Below are 17,861 nucleotides of genomic sequence, written 5' to 3'. Positions count from 1 at the left end.
CCACAGGAGACCGACCATGCACACATTGACGTACGACGATATCGAACAAGCGGCTCGCCAGGTCTATCAGGTCATGCCCGCCACCGCGCAGTATGCCTGGCCCTTGCTGGCGGAGCGGTTGGGTTGCACGGTGTGGATCAAGCATGAAAACCATACCCCGACGGGCGCGTTCAAGGTGCGCGGCGGCATCACCTTCATGCAGTGGCTCAAGCGCGAGCATCCGCACGTGAACGGGATCGTCACCGCGACCCGGGGCAACCACGGCCAGAGCCTGGCGCTGGCGGCCAGCGCGGCGGGACTGCGGGCGTTGATCGTGGTGCCGGAGGGCAACTCGATCGAGAAGAATAACGCCATGCGCGGTTTCGGCGGCGAGGTGGTCGAATATGGCCGCGATTTTGACGAGGCCCGGGAAGAGGCGGCGCGCCTGGCGCAAACCCATGGACTCTATCTCGTACCACCGTTTCACTCCGAGCTGGTCAAGGGCGTCGCCACCTATGCGCTGGAGTTGTTCAAGGCTACGCCTGACCTGCACACCGTCTACGTGCCGATTGGCTGTGGCTCGGGAATCTGCGCGGTCATCGCCGCCCGCGATGCCCTCGGCTTGCAGACCCAAATCGTGGGCGTGGTCTCCACCGAGGCGATGGCGGCGAAACTATCGTTTGAAGCGGCTGAAATCCACGAAACCCCCTCGGCCAATACCTTCGCCGACGGTCTCGCTGTGCGCAAGCCGATTCCAGAAGCCTTCGCCATCTATAGCGCCGGGGCGGCGCGGATCGTAGCGGTCAACGATGAGGAGATTGCCGAGGCCATGCGCGTCTATTACACCGACACCCACAATCTGGCCGAAGGTGCCGGGGCCGCGGCGTTGGCGGCGCTTGTCCAGGAGCGCGCGGAGATGGAGGGGAAAAAGGTCGGAGTGATTCTGTCCGGTGGCAATGTCGACAGGTCGGTGTATGCGCGGGTGATCGGGTAGTTGCGGTATGGCGGTTTATCGAAGCAACTGGCGGTCAGTTTGTGACTGAATCTTAATTTGGTCATAAGTTGTCAACCCTCCTTGGGATGCGTAAGCTGCCCCCATGAACCAGCCATCGATAGCACCGCCCAGCGCCCGCGGCCCAGCCGATCACGAAATTCGTGACCAGATCATCGCGGCTGCCCACGAACATTTCAGCCAGTACGGCTTCGGCAAGACCACGGTTTCCGACCTGGCCAAGGCCATCGGATTTTCCAAGGCGTACATCTACAAGTTCTTCGACTCCAAGCAGGCAATTGGCGAAGCCATCTGCTCCAATTGTCTGTCGACGATCGTCGACGCCGTGGACAAGGCCATCAATGAAGAAGGAATTTCTGCGACCGAGCGTTTTCGTCGGCTGGTCAAGACCTTGGTGGTTACCGGGGTGAGCCTGTTCTTCAACGACCGGAAGCTCTACGACATCGCGGCCTTCTCTGCTTCGGAACGCTGGCCCAGCTCCCGCGTCTACGACGCCAGGATCAAGGAATTCGTGTTGCAGATCATTCGCGAGGGCCGCGAACTCGGTGAGTTTGAACGTCGCACGCCACTGGACGAAACCGTGGATGCCATCCACTTGACCCTGCGGCCTTTCGTCAATCCGTTATTGCTGCAGCACAGCCTGGACTTCGTCGAAGAGGGCCCAGCGCTGACCGCCAATCTTATTTTGCGCAGCCTGATGCCCTGAGGCTTCGACTGACGGCGCGTCCATGCGGTCCTAAAGCAGATTGAACAGAAGCGTGACCATTTTGTGTGATGGTCACGCTTGTGGCTACGGATTCGTTCTCAAGTCTGTTTTGCAGTCAGGACGCTCCACGCTCACCGAGTCGCCAGCGAGCCTTCCCCTGGCGACTGCCAGCCACCGCCAAGCGCCCTGAATGCCGCGACCGCTGCCCGTGCCGATTCCGTTCGCGCTTGCGCTCGGGTATCGGAGGTGCGCAACAGCGTCTCGTCGGCATTGAGCACATCGATCAGGCTCGCGGTGCCTTTCTGATAGGCGACAAAGGAGGATTGGCGGGCCTGGCTCAAAGACGTTTCGCCTTGGGTGAGGGTGGTTGCCTGGGCTTCGCGATTGACCAGGGCGCTGAAGGCATTTTCGACGTCTTCGGTGGCGCGCAGCACGGATTGGCGATAAGCGGCCAGCGCTTCGGCTTCCTGTCCCTTGGCCTGGTCGATCCGGGCGTTGATGCGGCCAAAATCGAACAGCCTCCAACGCAGGCCCAGCACGCCCGCCGACTGGCTGGCGCCGCCGCTGAACAGGTTACTGCTCGATATTGCCGTGGCGCTGCCGAGCAGGGCGCTCAGGGAAAACTTCGGATAGTACTCGGCGACGGCTTCGCCGATGCGAGCATTGGACGCCGCCAGGCGGCGCTCGGCGACGATGAGGTCTGGCCGGCGGCGCAGCAGGTCCGCAGGGGTTCCCATGGCAGTTATTTGCGGCGCAAGGGGAATCTCGCGGCGCTCGGCCAGTTGTGGTCGATGAGTGCCGGGCGGCGTGCCGAGCATGACATCCAGGGCGTTCGTCGCTGCATCCAACCCGGTCTGCAGGACCGGTACCGTTGCCTGGACTTGTGCCAATTGCCCCTCGGCCTGGCGAACCTGATAACTGGCAGCAAGGCCCTTTTCATAGAGCAACTGGACTTTTTCCAGCAGGTCTTGCTGCGTCCTGACCTGTCGGTTGGCAATGTCCAGCCGGGCCTGCAATCCACGAACCGTGATGTAGGTATCGGCGACTTGCGCGGCGATGGCCAGTCGTGTGGCGACAGCGCCTGCCTCGGATGCCTGGTAATCGGCCAGCGCCGCTTCGCGTCCGCGCCGCAGGCCACCAAAGGCATCTATCTCCCAACTGGCGCCGAGGTTGAGCTCGTAGGAACTTCCGTATCGATCATAGCCAGGCGTGAAATCCAGCACCTGGCCGAGCGGCGTCTCGACCGATTGGTAGGCGCGCGCGGCCTGGCCGTTGATGTTGCCCGAGGGCAGTAAAGCGGCGTTCGCCGCACCCAGTCCCGCCCGAGCCTGCATCACCCGCGCAGATGCCTGCGCCAGGTCCAGGTTCTGTTCCAACGCCTGGACGACGAAGCCGGCAAGCATGGGGTCGCCAAAGCTTTCCCACCAGGCAATCAAATCGGCCTGGCTGGTCGAGGACCGCTGTTCGACCGAAGGTTGGCCCAGGTACCGACTCGAAAGCGGGGCGACCGGACGATGGTAATCCGGGCCGACTGCGCACCCTGCCATCAAGCAGGTGCCCAGTAGAAGAGCAAGTGGGCGGAGGGGAGGCATGGCGTTTCCTTGGGGGACGTAGATTGTGACCATATTACGGTATGGTCACATCCTGTCAATCGTGCTCGTTAGGGTGGTCGACGGGATTCATGAGGATGGTGGTCCGGTAACAAGGGATCCTTGGGGGGAGGCAAATTGACTGGTTTGTGACGATTGACAGAAATGGTCACGAGAATGAGAATGCGCTCTCCATCCTGTCCGTTCAAGAAAGGGATCCTATGCTTCGGCGTCGACCTGTCACCCTTGCCGCTTGCCTGTTGCCTCTCGTCCTGACGGCGTGTGGCGAGTCATCCACCGCGAAAGATCCACGCACGGCGGCGCCCTTGGTGAGGGTGGCCGAAGTATTGGGCTCACCCGAGATCTCACGTTCCTTCACCGGCGTAGTCACGGCCAGGGTCCAGAGCGACCTGGGCTTCCGCGTGTCGGGCAAGGTGCTGGAGCGCCTGGTCGATACCGGCCAGACCGTCAAGCGCGGGCAACCGCTGATGCGTCTGGACCCCATCGATCTCGGCCTGCAGGCGCGGGCCCAGGAAGAGGCTGTCGCCGCCGCCCGGGCCAGGGCCAAGCAGACCGCCGACGATGAGGCTCGTTATCGGGAACTGGTCGCCGCCGGCGCCATCTCTGCCTCGGGCTACGACCAGATCAAGGCCGCCGCCGATACTGCAAAGGCACAGCTCAGCGCGGCCCAGGCCCAGGCCGATGTGGCCCGCAACGCTTCCGGCTACGCCGTGCTGCTCGCCGACGCCGATGGCGTGGTGATGGAGACATTGGCCGAGCCCGGGCAAGTCGTTGCCCCAGGACAAATCGTGGTTCGACTGGCGCGGGCCGGTCAACGCGAAGCCGTTGTGCAATTGCCCGAAACGCTGCGGCCCGCCCCGGGGGCCACTGCGCAGGCAACGCTGTATGGCAACGCTTCGCAAGTGGTCAGCGCGAAGTTGCGGTTGCTGTCGGATTCCGCCGACCGCGTGACGCGTACCTTCGAGGCGCGGTATGTATTGGAGGGCGCGCTGGGCAATGCGCCGCTGGGTTCGACCGTCACGCTTCGGATCGCCACGGGCGCTCGGCAAGGGCAGGTGCTGCAAGTACCGATTGCCGCCGTGCATGATGCGGGCAAGGGCACCGGCGTCTGGGTTATCACGGGTGAGCCGGCGAAAGTCGCCTGGCGCCCCGTCCAGGTCCTCGGCTTGAGCGACGATGCCGCGCAGGTCTCCGGCGACTTGAGAATGGGTGAACGGATCGTCGCGCTGGGCACGCATCTGTTGCACGAAGGCGAGGCGGTGAATGTGGCTCCTCCGGGCGACGTCAAGGTTGCGGGGAATCACCCATGAGCTTCAACCTGTCCGCGCTCGCCGTTCGCGAGCGCTCCATCACCGTTTTCCTGTTGTTCCTGATCGCCGTCGCGGGTGTCCTCGCGTTCTTCCAGTTGGGCCGCGCCGAGGATCCACCGTTCACGGTCAAGCAACTGACGGTCATCACGGCCTGGCCGGGCGCGACGGCCCAGGAGATGCAGGACCAAGTCGCCGAACCGCTGGAAAAACGCCTGCAAGAATTGAAGTGGTACGACCGCACGGAAACCTACACCCGCCCCGGACTTGCCTTCACCATGGTGTCGCTGGTCGACCGCACGCCACCGTCGCAGGTGCAGGAAGAGTTCTACCAGGCGCGCAAGAAACTGGCCGACGAGGCGATCAAGCTGCCGGCGGGTGTCATCGGGCCGATGGTCAACGACGAGTTTGCCGACGTGACCTTCGCGTTGTTCGCGTTGAAAGCCAAGGGCGAGCCGCAGCGCCTGCTGGTGCGCGATGCCGAGGCGTTGCGCCAACGGTTGCTGCACGTACCGGGCGTGAAGAAGGTCAACATCATTGGCGAACAGGCCGAACGGATCTTCGTGTCGTTTTCCCATGATCGCCTGGCGACCCTCGGTGTTTCGCCCCAGGATATTTTCGCCGCCCTCAACAGCCAGAACATGCTCACACCCGCCGGCTCCATCGAAACCGCCGGGCCGCAGGTTTTCCTGCGCCTGGACGGTGCCTTCGACAGGCTGCAGAAGATTCGCGACACGCCGGTCACGGTCCAGGGGCGCTCGCTGAAACTGTCGGACGTGGCCACCGTCGAGCGCGGTTATGAAGACCCGGCCTCATTCCTGGTGCGCAGCGGCGGCGAAGAGGCGCTGCTGCTGGGCGTCATCATGCGCGAGGGCTGGAATGGCCTGGACCTGGGCAAGGCGCTGGACGCCGAGACGGGCAAGATCAACGAGGGCATGCCGCTGGGCATGACCCTGAGCAAAGTCACCGACCAGTCGGTGAATATCGACTCGGCGGTCGGCGAGTTCATGGTCAAGTTCTTCGTCGCGCTGCTGGTGGTGATGATCGTCTGCTTCCTCAGCATGGGCTGGCGCGTCGGTGTCGTGGTCGCAGCGGCTGTGCCGTTGACGTTGGCCGTGGTGTTCGTGGTCATGGCCGCCACCGGCAAGAATTTCGACCGCATCACCCTTGGTTCATTGATCCTCGCGCTCGGGTTGCTGGTGGACGACGCGATCATCGCCATCGAAATGATGGTGGTGAAAATGGAGGAGGGCTACGACCGGATCAAGGCTTCGGCATACGCCTGGAGCCACACGGCCGCGCCGATGCTGTCCGGCACGCTGGTGACCGCCATCGGCTTCATGCCCAACGGTTTCGCCCAATCGACCGCCGGCGAGTACACCAGCAACATGTTCTGGATCGTCGGCATCGCCCTGATCGCTTCCTGGGTGGTCGCGGTAGCCTTCACGCCGTACCTGGGCGTGAAACTGTTGCCCGACATCAAGCGGGTCGAAGGCGGCCACGCGGCCATCTACAACACTCGCCATTACAACCGCTTCCGCCTGGTGCTGACGCGGGTCATCGCGCGCAAATGGTGGGTAGCCGGTACGGTGATCGCGACATTCGTGGTGGCGATCCTCGGCATGGGCCTGGTCAAGAAACAGTTCTTCCCGACTTCGGACCGGCCGGAGGTGCTGGTGGAAGTGCAGATGCCGTACGGCACCTCCATCGAGCAGACGAGTGCCACCACCGCCAAGGTCGAGGCCTGGCTGCATCAGCAGGAAGAGGCTCGGATCGTCACTGCTTATATCGGCCAAGGCGCGCCGCGTTTCTACCTGGCGATGGCGCCGGAACTCCCCGATCCGTCGTTTGCGAAGATTGTCGTGCTGACGGACAGCCAGGAGGCGCGCGAAGCCCTCAAGTTCCGCCTCCGCCAAGCGGTCGCCGATGGGCTCGCGCCCGAGGCGCGGGTGCGGGTGACGCAACTGGTGTTTGGCCCGTACTCACCGTTCCCGGTGGCGTATCGGGTGATGGGGCCCGACCCTTCGAAGCTGCGCGAGATCGCCAGCCAGGTCCAGGGCATCATGCAGGCGAGCCCGCTGATGAGGACCGTCAACACCGACTGGGGACCCTTGGTGCCGACCCTGCATTTCAACCTGGACCAGGACCGTTTGCAGGCCGTAGGGCTGACCTCCAACGCGGTCGCCCAGCAGCTGCAATTCCTGCTTACTGGCGTGCCGATCACGGCGGTTCGCGAGGACATCCGTTCGGTGCAGGTGGTCGGCCGCGCAGCGGGGGAGATCCGCCTCGATCCGGCCAAGATCGAAGGCTTCACCCTGGTGGGCGCGACGGGCCAGCGTGTTCCGCTGTCCCAGGTCGGCGAAGTCGATGTGCGCATGGAGGACCCGATCCTGCGCCGTCGTGATCGCACCCCGACCATGACCGTGCGCGGCGACATCGCCGAGGGCTTGCAGCCACCGGACGTCTCCAGCGCGATCATCAAGCAATTGCAGCCGGTCATCGACAGCCTGCCCGCCGGTTACCGGATCGAGCAGGCGGGTGCCATTGAGGAGTCGGGCAAGGCCGGCAAGGCCATCGTGCCGCTGGTGCCGATCATGGTCGCGATGACGTTGCTGATCATCATCCTGCAGGTCCGTTCGATCTCGGCCATGATCATGGTGTTCATGACCGCGCCGCTGGGGCTGATCGGCGTGGTGCCGACGTTGCTGATCTTCAACCAGCCCTTCGGTATCAACGCGCTGGTCGGCCTGATCGCTTTGTCGGGGATCCTGATGCGCAATACGCTGATCCTGATCGGGCAAATCCATCACAATGCCAGCGAAGGTCTCGATCCGTTCCACGCGGTGATCGAAGCCACGGTGCAGCGGGCGCGACCGGTGCTGCTCACGGCGCTGGCGGCGATCCTGGCGTTCATTCCCCTGACCCATTCGGTGTTCTGGGGAACGCTGGCCTACACCCTGATCGGTGGCACGTTCGTCGGTACCATCATGACGCTGGTGTTCCTGCCAGCGATGTATTCCATCTGGTTCAAGATCCGTCCTGAGACGAAGAGGGCTTCATGAAAAATCGCGAAGGTCAAAAACGCATCGTCGTCACCGGCGTTGGCATGGTCGGACCGCTGGGCTGCGTTGTCGAAGAGGTCTGGAAGCGGTTGCTGGCCGGGCATTCCGGCATTCGCAACCTGTCCGCGGATGTCACCGAAGGCACGGGTGTCGCCGTGGGCGGGCAGGTGCCGACGTTGGAAGAGGATGGCGTCGCCGGTTACGACCCGGAGCGCCTTATCGCGCCCAAGGATCGCAAGAAGATGGACCGTTTTATCGAGTTCGCCCTGGTGGCGGCTCACGAAGCCCTGGAGCAGGCGGGCTGGCATCCGGTCGAAGCCGTCGATCAGGAGCGGACCGCCACGATCATCTCCTCGGGCGTCGGTGGTTTCGCCACGATTGCCGATGCGGTGCGCACCACGGATGCGCGCGGTCCGCGGCGGTTGTCGCCGTTCACCGCGCCGGCTTTCCTGGCCAACATGGCGGCGGGGCAGGTCTCCATCCGGCATGGTTTCAAAGGGCCGCTCGGTGCGCCCGTTACCGCTTGCGCTGCCGGCGTACAAGCCATTGGCGACGCCGCCCGGCTGATCAGGAATGACGAGGCGGACATTGCCATCTGCGGCGGCACCGAGGCCGCGATCGATCGTGTGACCCTGGGTTGTTTCGCGGCGGCCCGGGCGCTGTCCACGGGATTCGCCGAGCGTCCGCAAGAGGCCTCGCGGCCGTTCGACCGGGATCGAGACGGCTTCGTCATGGCCGAAGGTGCCGGGTTGCTGGTGATCGAGTCGCTGGAACACGCCCTGGCCCGTGGCGCCAAGCCATTGGCAGAATTGGTGGGTTACGGGACCAGCGCCGATGCCTATCACCTCACCGCAGGTCCGGAAGATGGCAACGGCGCCCGCCGCGCCATGGAGCAGGCGCTGCGCCAGGCGAATATCAGTCCCGCCGAGGTACAGCACATCAACGCCCATGCGACATCCACCCAGGTCGGCGATGCCGGTGAGCTGGCGGCGATTCGTGCGGTGTTCGGGGCAGGCGCGGGCGTGGCTATTACGTCGACGAAATCCGCCACCGGCCATTTGTTAGGCGCGGCGGGCGGCATCGAAGCGATTTTCACGGTCTTGGCGCTACGCGATCAGGTCGTGCCGCCGACGCTGAACCTTCACCATCCCGATGAGGCGGCCAACGGGCTCGATCTGGTCGGCCTGAAGGCGCGGCAGATGCCGATCACCCATGCGTTGTCGAACGGGTTCGGCTTCGGCGGTGTCAACGCCAGCGTGCTGTTCCGTCGTTGGGAAGACTGACGCCGCGTCAGCGGCGCAGGAAGAACAGGACCAGCGCGACCAGGCAGGTCAACGCCTGGATCGCGCCCAGGGTGGTGATGGGCGAAAAGCTCAACACGGAGGCGAGCCAGGTGGTCAACGCGGCTGCGCCCATGGAGAGAAAACCCAGCAGCGCCGAGGCCATCCCGGCCTCTTTGCCGAAAGGCCCCATGGTGATCGCCGTACCCAACGGATTCGCCAGCCCCATCCCCCACAGGAACGTCACCATCGAAACGGCATACCAGCCCAGACCCGGATGGGCCGGCCCGATGATGAGCAGCCCACCGCCGACCATGGCGCAGGTAATCCCCAGCAAGGCAATGTTTTGCGGGCCGTAGCGGTGGGCCAGGCGCGGTGCGGCCATGCCGGCGGCGAATACGACGAACACCGTCGAAGCGAAATACAGGCCGGCCTGTACCGAGGTCAGGCCGATGCCTTTCATGAGAATGGCCGGGGCGGCGGCGAAAGAGGCGAACAGGCCGCTAAGCAACAGGCTCATCGACAGGGCTGGGAGGATGAAGCGCTTGTCCGCCATCAGCCTTGCGTAAGCGCGCACGACGCTGGCGGTGGAGTGGGGCGCGCGGCGGTCGGCGGGATGGGTTTCGCCAAGATCGCGTACATAGAAGAACGCCAGCACCACGGCGGCCAATCCCACCAGGATGAAGATGGCGCGCCATCCGAGCGTGACGGACAGGACGCTGCCGGCCAGCGGCGAAAAACCGGGTGCGGCCGCGGTGGCGACCATCGTCAACGACAGGGCGCGGGCCAAGGTCTCGCCTTCGAACAGGTCCCGAGCGATGGCGCGCGACAGCACCGAGGCCGCGCACACGCCCAATGCCTGGACGATGCGTCCGGCGATCATGACATCGAGCGTGGTGGCGAGTCCTGCGATGACGGTGCCGACGATAAATACCAAGAGTCCGCCCAGCACCAGTTTCCGCCGCCCATAACGATCAGCCAGCGGCCCGACCACCAACTGGCCCAGGGCAAACGTGACGAAGTAGCTGGAGAGTGTCAGGCCCAGTTCGCGGGCAGTCACGCCGAGGTCATCGCCGATGACCGGGAACGCCGGGAGGATGATATTGGTGGAGAGCATGCCGATGGCCGCGAGGCCGGCGAGCAACGCGACGATTCGGCCGGTCAGGGCTGGACTCGATGCGTGTGGCTGCGCGTCTGCAATCGCTGATGCAGTTCCAGTTTCCATGGATCAATCCCCTTGGCCGGTTTTTGTCTGGCTTATGATGGTCGTAATATGACGATCGTAATCCGGTGCGTCAAGGTCAAAAGAGGATTCAGCAGGACAGGGGCGATGAAGGGAATTCGAACGGGCGCAGAGAGGTGTTTGTACGGTGTGAAATGACTCCGGTCGACGCCTGTCGGCGCCGACCGAACCAGAGGTTTTACCAGCGGAAGTTGACGGAGGTCACCAATTCACGCTCGTCGCCGTAGCGGCAGATGGCAGCCTCACAATAGACGTATTTTTTATTCGTCACGTTGTTGGCGTTGAGGGCGATGTCCCAATTCTTGTCGATCTGGTAGCTCGCCATGGCATCGAACAGCGTGTAGGCCGGCATTTGCGAATCGATGCCGGACGCCTGGGTGGTTCCCTTGTAGCGCGCGCCGCCGCCGATTTTCAGCTGTGGCACGCCGAACAGGGCGAAGTTGTAGTCAGCCCACAGCGCGGCTTGGTGGTAAGGCGTATCTTCGCTGCGCTGACCCACTTCGCTCTGGATTACGCTTTTGGTGATGCGCGCATCGGTGTAGGCGTACGTCGCGATGACCGTCAGTTGAGGCGTGATGTCGGACTTGGCTTCCAGTTCCAGGCCACGGGAGCGCTGCTCGCCAATCTGCTGGGGATTGAGGCCAGCCAAGTCGCGCTTCACGACGTTTTCCTGTGTCAACTCATAGACGGCTGCACTGAGCAGTGTGTTGCTGCCAGGAGGCTGGTAGCGGATGCCGATTTCGTACTGCTTGCCTTCGGTCGGATCGAAGGTCCGGCCCGTTGCTTCAGCCACCGCGACCGGGAAGAACGATTCGCTGTAGCTGATGTAAGGGGCCAGGCCGTTATCTGCCTGATACACCAGGCCGGCGCGCCAGGTTGTGGATTCGTCGTCCTGGCTCAGCTTTTGACCAGTTGCGAAGCCTTCCTGGTCCTGGTCGGCCCAGTCATGGCGACCGCCGAGCAGCAACAGCCAATGATCGTCGAACTTGATCTGGTCCTGCAGGTAGATACCTGTCTGGAAGGTGTCGATCTGCGAACCGCGATCGCGGTTCCGGCTTTTGTCCACTACCACTGGCTGCCCGTAGTTGTAGTCGCCGATGTTGATGGACGTGGAGTTGGCCCGGAAGTTATGCGAGTCGTACGACGCGTCGTAGGTATCAGCGCCCATCAGGAAGGTGTTTTCCACGCCGCCGATGTTCCAGCGTGTTTCGATGTTGGTGTCGCTGGCCAACGCCCGGGAACGTTCACGGCGGTCACTGTACTGGCGAGCGAGGACGCCCGTGGCTGCTGCTGTATTGACTGGATTCCCTGTCCGAACCTGCATGTACTTCCACTTCACATCCGCTTCGTAGTAACGCAGCTTGTTGCTGATTCGGGTGTGTTCGTCAAATCGGTGCTCGAACTCATAACCGATGGCGGACATCTCGCCATTCATGTCGTCGTAGTCGGGTTCGCCGATGAAATCGTGGCGGCCAATGGTGAATGGCCCTTTGCCCACGCCCTTGACCAATTGATAGGGCAGCGGGGCGGAAAAGCGCGTGTCGCTCTTCTGGTAGAACGAGAGCAGGGTCAGCGAGGTGTCTTCATCGGGGCGCCAGGTCAGGGCCGGGGCGATGTAGAGCTTGTCGTCGTTGATGTAGTCCTGCTGGGTGTCGCTGTCACGCTTGAGCATGGTCAGGCGGTAGCTGAGGACATCGCTGTCACCGAGCGGGCCGCTGAAATCGGCGGTCAGTTGCTTGCGATCGTGGTTGCCGTATTGCAGCCCCAATTCATGGAGCGGGGTTTCGGTCGGTCGTTTGCTGACACCGTTGACGAAGCCGCCAGGCGACAGCTGGCCGTAGAGCACCGAAGCCGCGCCACGGACGACTTCCACGCGTTCCAGGCCATAGGGCTCCTGGACGCCGTCATAAGAGTTGTATTGCAGGCGCATGCCGTCGCGCAGCGAGCCGCCCGTGGCGGACTCGACGTCGAAGCCGCGCATGCGGAACCGGTCGGAGGTACGGTTGAAGCTGCTTGGCTGGCTGGTGAAGCCCGGGGTATAGCTCAGGGCGTCCGCCAAGGTGTCCGATTTGCGATCGCGCATTTCATCGGCCGTGACCACTGACACCGACTGCGGCGTTTCGGTAATGGCCGCGTTGGACTTGGTGGCGCTGCCGTTGCGCAGGGCGACCTTGCCGGCCAGCGGCGCCGTGGGGTTTTCCACCGCGGCGGCATTGATGTTGATTTCGCCCAGCTGAAGAGGGGCGTTGGCGGTGGCCTCTTCCTGTGCGGCGATCGCCTGGGCTGAAAAGATGCTCCCCAAGGCCAGGGCCAGAGTGCTCAGGTGAAAAGCTGGGTGACGCGAGACGTAATGTTTATCGGTGCCAACTGTTGTTTTTCTTTCGAGCATCGAGGAAGTCCTTGGGGTTGTTTTTCATCTTCGCGAGCCTGCTGTCCCGGTCCAGCGGCGTCAGGCAGGCAAGCGAGGTTAGTGTCTACTGGCCATAATCTGGCTGTGAATGATAAGGGTTTGCATTAATATTGTCAGTCTTGTAGGGAAATTATTTTAGTTTCGACATATTCTGTGCCCCACTTTTTGGCCCTCGATGGGTTTCGCGGTGCTGTCACCGGGAAACGATTGCGAGGGTTCGGTACGATGGACGATTCGATCAGGCCCTCTAGGGCGGTGGAGGGACGGTCATGCTGAAAGCCAGCAACGTGCGGCTGAGCTATGGCGAGCAACAGATTCTCAACGGTGTCAGCCTGGATATTCCCGAAGGCTGCTTCACGGCGTTGATCGGGGCGAACGGCTGCGGCAAGACCACGCTGCTTAATGTGTTGGCGCACATGCTGCGGCCCAGCGCGGGCGAGGTGCAGCTGTCCGGCAAGGCCCTGGGCCAGTATTCGCGCCGGGCGCTGGCGCAACGCATGGCGTTGTTACCCCAGCGCACCACCTCGCCGGCCGGCATGAGCGTCCGGGAATTGGTGATGCAGGGGCGTTTTCCCTGGCAGAGCTGGTGGCGCCAGTGGTCCGAGCAGGATCAGCAGGCCATTGACCGTGCCATCGACCTGGCGGGCATCGCGCCTTTGCTCGATCGTTCGCTGGCCACGCTGTCGGGCGGCCAATTGCAGCGATGCTGGATTGCCATGACCTTGGCCCAGGACACCCCAGTGATCCTGTTGGACGAGCCCACGACGTTTCTCGATATCGCCCATCAGATCACCTTGCTCGAACTGCTGGTGGACCTGCGCGAGCAAGGCAAGACCGTCGTTGCGGTGCTCCATGACCTGAACCAGGCCGCGCGTTATGCCGATCACCTGGTGATGATGCGCGAAGGCCGTTTGCTGGCCCAGGGCACGCCCGCCGACGTCTTCACCCGCGAGAATCTCAAGGCAGTCTTCGACCTGGACGCGCACATCATCACCGACCCTTATTCGGGCGATCCGCTGTGTGTGCCGCAAACCACCCGTAGCCAGCCCTCGGCTGTGCGGGAGGCGATGTGAGTCACGGTTTGCGATTGCCGGTGTGGCTGGGCCTGCTGGTCGCCATCGGCTTGGCCGCGCTGCTGCACCTCGCGGTTGGCGCCAAGAGCATCCCTTGGAGCGAAGCGTGGCAGGCGCTGGTGGCTTATGCGCCGGACAACGCCGACCAGAGCGTCATTCGCGGCAGCCGCTTGCCGCGCCTGTTGGTGGCCATGCTGGTGGGTGCCAGCCTTGGCCTGGCCGGGGTGATCATGCAGGCCGTGGGCGACAACCCATTGGCCGATCCGGGCATCCTCGGCATCAACAGCGGCGCGGCATTGTTCGTGGTGTTCGGCTTGTTGGTGTTGCCGGGGCACGACCTGTCGATGATCCCGCTGTTCGCGTTCAGTGGCGCGCTGGTGGCAGCCGTCGGCGTCCTGCTGCTGGCGGGCCGCGGGCATAACCCGATCCGGCTGACCTTGTCCGGGGCGATGATTGCGGCATTGTTCAGCGCCATCACTTCGATCCTGCTGTTGCTCGACCAGCAGGGGCTCGACAGCCTGCGCCGTTGGCTCACCGGGTCGATTGGCGTGACCGGCGGCTCGATGCAGGCGTGGGTCTGGCCGTATGTGGTGTTGGGCATGCTTCTGTGCCTGGTCAATGTCCGGGCATTGAATGCCCATCGACTGGGTCCACAGGCTGCCGCCGGCATGGGCGTCAACCTGTTGAAAATGCGCCTGTTCGGCCTGGCCTCCGTGGTCCTGCTGTCGGGGTGCGCGGTCGCTCTGGCGGGGCCGATCGGCTTTGTCGGGCTGGTGGTGCCTCACGCTGCGCGCCTGTTGTTCGGCGACGATTATCGACGGCTGTTGCTGGCCGCGCCCTTGCTCGGCGCGCTGCTGCTGATCCTGGCGGACATCGCCGCACGAACGGTGGTGCGTCCCTTCGAGCTCAACACCGGGATTGTCACGGCACTGATTGGCGGGCCGATTTTCGTTGCGCTGGTGTTGAGGAAAGTCAAATGACGCGCCTGGGACTGACCTTGCCCAGGACGCTGCCCTTGTTGCCTTGGGTGGCCCGGCCGATCGATGTGATCTGGGTGCTGGTGTTGATGTTTACATTGGTGGCCGTGTCGTTGTACGCCTTGACCGTCGGTAGCTATTCGTTGGGTGTCGCCCAGGCCTGGCAAGCCTTGTGGTCCCCTGGGCGGGTCGACTCGGCGATGCGCAACCTGCTTTGGGAGTTGCGTTTGCCGCGTGTCGCGCTGGCGATCCTCGCCGGCATGGCCATGTCGCTGGCCGGCCTGTTGATGCAGTCGTTGACGCGCAATCCGCTGGCGGCGCCGGGCCTCGTGGGCGTGGAATCGGGCGCCAGTGTCACGATGCTGCTGATCATCGTGCTCTGGCCCACGCTGCTGCCGCTGGAACTCTATCCGTTGGCGGCACTGGCGGGCGGGTTGGCCGTGGCATTGTTCGTCGCATTGCTGTCGTGGCGCCAGGGCATTTCACCGCTGCGGTTGATTCTTGTCGGCGTCGGGCTGACTGCCATGCTCAGTGCGGTGGCCGACCTGTTGATCACCTACGGCAACATCGATCAGGTGGAATCGGCGCTGATGTGGCTGGGCGGCAGCTTGCACCGGGCCGGTTGGCCTCAGGTCCGCAGCCTCGGTATCTGGCTGCTGCTGGCGGGGGCTCCGTTGCTGTTTTTCCACCGTCAGTTGAACCTGTTGCAATTGGGCGAAAAAGTCGCGCTCAGCCGTGGCCTGAACGTCACCGGCGTGATGATTTTCCTGTTGCTGTGCAGCGTCATGCTGACGGCGGCCGCCGTGGCGAATGTCGGCACCATGACCTTCGTCGGGCTGGTGGCTCCGCACCTGGCGCGCCAACTGGCGGGTGATCGTCACGGTGCGCTGATGCCGTTGTCGGCGTTGGTGGGGGCGTTGCTGGTATTGGCGGGCGATACGCTGGGGCGGGGGCTTTTCCCGCCGTTGCAGTTGCCGGCGGGGCTGGTGGTCGCCATCATCGGCGCGCCTTATCTGATCCTATTGTTGGCGCGTCAACGCAGTCGCTGAAGACACAGCGATGCATATCTTGAAAACATTGGAGAAAAACGCGTGCGGGAAAGAGTGAAGGGAATGTTCCAGGGATTGCTCGGCATGCTGTGCGTGCCGTTGGCATTGATGTCGATGCACGCCGGCGCGGCTGAAACCAAGGTGTTCGAGAACAGTTTCGGGCGGGTCGAAGTACCTGTTTCACCTCACTGCATCGTCTCCCTGCACGATTTCAGCTTGACCGATCAGTTGCTGGAGCTGGGTATCAAGCCCTGCGGCTCGACCGGCCGCAAGAAGCTGTTCTCGGACGTGGTGTTCCGGGGTGCGCAGGAGCGCTTCGACGTGACGGGCATCCAGTACATCGGCTCGCACCAGGCCCCCGACCTGGAAGCCATCGCTGCGTTGAAGCCGGACCTGATCATCGGCCTGTCGTACCACGCGGACCTCAAGGAAAAGCTCAGCAAAATCGCACCGGTCGTGCTGTTGCCCTCGCGGGAAAGCGACATCAAGACCTACGCCAGGCAGCTCGCCGAACTGGTCGGCAAGCAGCAGCGCTACGAAGAAATGCTCCACGAATACGAATGGGTCGTCAGCGAGTTCAAGAAGCGCGTCAAGGACCCTTCGCGCATCACGGTCACGACGCTCGAAGTCTATACCGATGGTTTCCAGCTGATCGGTCGTGGCGGTATGGATGACGTTATCAAGGACTTCGGCCTGGGCCGTGTCGCCGCGTATCGCGAGGCGCGCCAGAACGTGCCTTACAGCCTGGAGCGAATCGGCGACTTCGACAGTGATTTCATTATCGATACCTATGAGGAACTGCTCGATTCGGAAGCCAGCACGGCTGCGTTTCGCCAGTCGCCTCAATGGCAGAATCTGTTTGCGGTGAAGAACCGCCAGTTTCTCTACCTGAACCGCAGCCGCTATGCCGATACGATGCAGGGCTTGCTGGGTTCCGCCTACCTGCTGATGTCCCATATTGCCGAGCGAGAACGCGTGCTTCAGGCGAAGTGACTTTGTATCGATTGTCATACAAAAGTCATTAATGACAATGATTCTCTATTGCGGTTGTTACTCGTTTGTATTAGTTTGTGCTCTCGAAAAAAACACGCTCATCGGAATGGCGAGGGATCACAGATGGAAACGGGTTTGGCGCGTGCACAGGTTCAATCCATGGAAGGCGTACCGGGTGACGAACTGACCTTGCCGTTCATTTTCCAGGCGCCAGGCGCGGGGGCTGTCTGGCAGGATAGCCGGGCGCAGATCCTGCACGCGGTTGAGGCCGAGTTGCCGCTTGCGGGCGGCATTCTGTTTCGTGGTTTTGCGTTCAAGGGCGAAGCGGATTTTGAAGAGTTCGCCCGCAGTTTCGGTCACGAACTGCTGACCTACGACTACGCCTCGACGCCGCGCACCAAACTCAACAACCGGGTCTACACCTCCACCGAATACCCCGCCCACCAGGTCATCCCGCTGCACAACGAGCAGTCCTACTCGCTCAACTGGCCAATGAAAATCTGGTTCCATTGCGTGCAGGCGTCTCCGGTGGGCGGCGAAACCCCTATCGCCGACAGCCGCAAGGTCTACCAGCAACTCGACCCCGTAATCCGCCAGCGCTTTGCCGAGAAGCGCCTGATGTACGTGCGCAACTATGGCAATGGCCTCGACTTGCCCTGGCAACAGGCGTTCAGTACTGAAGATCGCGCCCAAGTCGAGCATTTCTGCCGCGCCAACCAGATCCAGTTCCAATGGAAGGATGACGGTGAGCTGTCCACACGCCAAGTCTGCCAGGCCGTGGCCCAGCACCCGGTGACCGGGGAGTGGGTGTGGTTCAACCAGGCGCATCTGTTCCATATCTCCAATCTCGCCGCGCCCGTGCGCGAGACGCTGATTTCCATTGTCGGCGAGGAGGGCGTGCCGCGTAACGTGTTCTACGGCGATGGCTCGCCTATCGAGCTCGAAGCCCTGGAGCATGTCCGTGCGGTATTGCAGCGCTGCCAGGTGAGCTTCCCCTGGCAGGCGGGTGACGTGCTGATGCTCGACAACATGCTGGTGGCCCACGGCCGCTCGACATTCCAGGGCGCGCGCAAGGTCGTGGTCGCCATGGCCGAGCCTGCTTCCGCGGGTTGAGCCCGACGCTCTTGCATTAAGCCGCCGCATTGGGCGGCTTATTCCAA

13 protein-coding genes are annotated in these 17,861 nt (G+C 62.9%); 10 read left to right on the top strand and 3 right to left on the bottom strand.

Annotated elements, in window-relative coordinates:
* Window positions 1-16 precede the first annotated feature (16 nt).
* Both KSS97_RS16605 and KSS97_RS16600 read left to right on the top strand, forming a co-directional pair.
* On the top strand, window positions 17-973 hold the full coding sequence (locus KSS97_RS16605; protein WP_217859660.1) for a threonine dehydratase: 957 nt from the start codon (window positions 17-19) through the stop codon (window positions 971-973).
* A gap of 103 nt (window positions 974-1,076) precedes the next feature.
* Entirely contained in the window at window positions 1,077-1,697 is a 621-nt protein-coding gene (locus KSS97_RS16600) for a TetR/AcrR family transcriptional regulator (protein WP_030141577.1), read from the top strand.
* A 131-nt stretch (window positions 1,698-1,828) separates the two neighbouring features.
* On the opposite strand, the gene KSS97_RS16595 is transcribed toward KSS97_RS16600, so the two are convergent.
* A complete protein-coding gene (locus tag KSS97_RS16595; RefSeq protein ID WP_217859659.1) occupies window positions 1,829-3,289 on the bottom strand; it encodes an efflux transporter outer membrane subunit in 1,461 nt (486 codons plus the stop codon).
* Between the two features lie 218 nt (window positions 3,290-3,507).
* Here KSS97_RS16595 and KSS97_RS16590 point away from each other — a divergent pair, with 218 nt between their 5' ends.
* From KSS97_RS16590 to fabF, 3 genes are read left to right on the top strand one after another with little or no spacing between them, the layout of a single operon-like run.
* The gene (locus tag KSS97_RS16590) at window positions 3,508-4,617 is read left to right on the top strand and encodes an efflux RND transporter periplasmic adaptor subunit (RefSeq protein WP_217859658.1); all 1,110 of its coding nucleotides are present in this window, start codon (window positions 3,508-3,510) and stop codon (window positions 4,615-4,617) included.
* Window positions 4,614-7,676, top strand: coding sequence for an efflux RND transporter permease subunit (locus KSS97_RS16585; RefSeq protein WP_217859657.1), 3,063 nt, complete (start codon window positions 4,614-4,616; stop codon window positions 7,674-7,676). Before KSS97_RS16590 ends, KSS97_RS16585 begins: the two co-directional genes overlap by 4 nt.
* Window positions 7,673-8,959 carry a beta-ketoacyl-ACP synthase II gene (gene fabF, locus KSS97_RS16580; protein ID WP_217859656.1) on the top strand — a complete coding sequence of 429 codons (1,287 nt, stop codon included), beginning with the start codon at window positions 7,673-7,675 and terminating at the stop codon, window positions 8,957-8,959. The genes KSS97_RS16585 and fabF overlap by 4 nt, the downstream gene beginning before the upstream one ends.
* A 7-nt stretch (window positions 8,960-8,966) precedes the next feature.
* Here the strand turns inward: fabF and KSS97_RS16575 are convergent, their stop codons facing one another.
* Window positions 8,967-10,181: a multidrug effflux MFS transporter gene (locus KSS97_RS16575; RefSeq protein ID WP_030141572.1), complete on the bottom strand. Its 1,215-nt coding sequence runs from the start codon at window positions 10,179-10,181 to the stop codon at window positions 8,967-8,969.
* A gap of 196 nt (window positions 10,182-10,377) precedes the next feature.
* Window positions 10,378-12,588, bottom strand: a complete 2,211-nt coding sequence (locus KSS97_RS16570) for a TonB-dependent siderophore receptor (RefSeq protein ID WP_217859655.1) — start codon at window positions 12,586-12,588, stop codon at window positions 10,378-10,380.
* A gap of 290 nt (window positions 12,589-12,878) precedes the next feature.
* Here KSS97_RS16570 and KSS97_RS16565 point away from each other — a divergent pair, with 290 nt between their 5' ends.
* The 5 genes from KSS97_RS16565 (at window position 12,879) to KSS97_RS16545 (ending at window position 17,814) form a co-directional block, all read left to right on the top strand.
* Entirely contained in the window at window positions 12,879-13,682 is an 804-nt protein-coding gene (locus KSS97_RS16565) for an ABC transporter ATP-binding protein (protein ID WP_217859654.1), read from the top strand.
* Window positions 13,679-14,662, top strand: coding sequence for a FecCD family ABC transporter permease (locus tag KSS97_RS16560; protein ID WP_030141569.1), 984 nt, complete (start codon window positions 13,679-13,681; stop codon window positions 14,660-14,662). Before KSS97_RS16565 ends, KSS97_RS16560 begins: the two co-directional genes overlap by 4 nt.
* Entirely contained in the window at window positions 14,659-15,708 is a 1,050-nt protein-coding gene (locus KSS97_RS16555; RefSeq protein WP_198796743.1) for a FecCD family ABC transporter permease, read from the top strand. The genes KSS97_RS16560 and KSS97_RS16555 overlap by 4 nt, the downstream gene beginning before the upstream one ends.
* 63 nt (window positions 15,709-15,771) lie before the next feature.
* Window positions 15,772-16,701 carry an iron-siderophore ABC transporter substrate-binding protein gene (locus KSS97_RS16550; RefSeq protein ID WP_030141567.1) on the top strand — a complete coding sequence of 310 codons (930 nt, stop codon included), beginning with the start codon at window positions 15,772-15,774 and terminating at the stop codon, window positions 16,699-16,701.
* Between the two features lie 159 nt (window positions 16,702-16,860).
* Window positions 16,861-17,814 (top strand): TauD/TfdA family dioxygenase, encoded by a 954-nt coding sequence (locus tag KSS97_RS16545; RefSeq protein ID WP_033864612.1) that lies wholly within the window; start codon window positions 16,861-16,863, stop codon window positions 17,812-17,814.
* Window positions 17,815-17,861 lie beyond the last annotated feature (47 nt).

Origin of the sequence: Pseudomonas alvandae (genome assembly GCF_019141525.1) — a bacterium.
GTDB classification, from domain to species: domain Bacteria; phylum Pseudomonadota; class Gammaproteobacteria; order Pseudomonadales; family Pseudomonadaceae; genus Aquipseudomonas; species Aquipseudomonas alvandae.
Note: the sequence above shows the minus strand (reverse complement) of the source record. Positions and strands in the feature narration are given on the sequence as shown.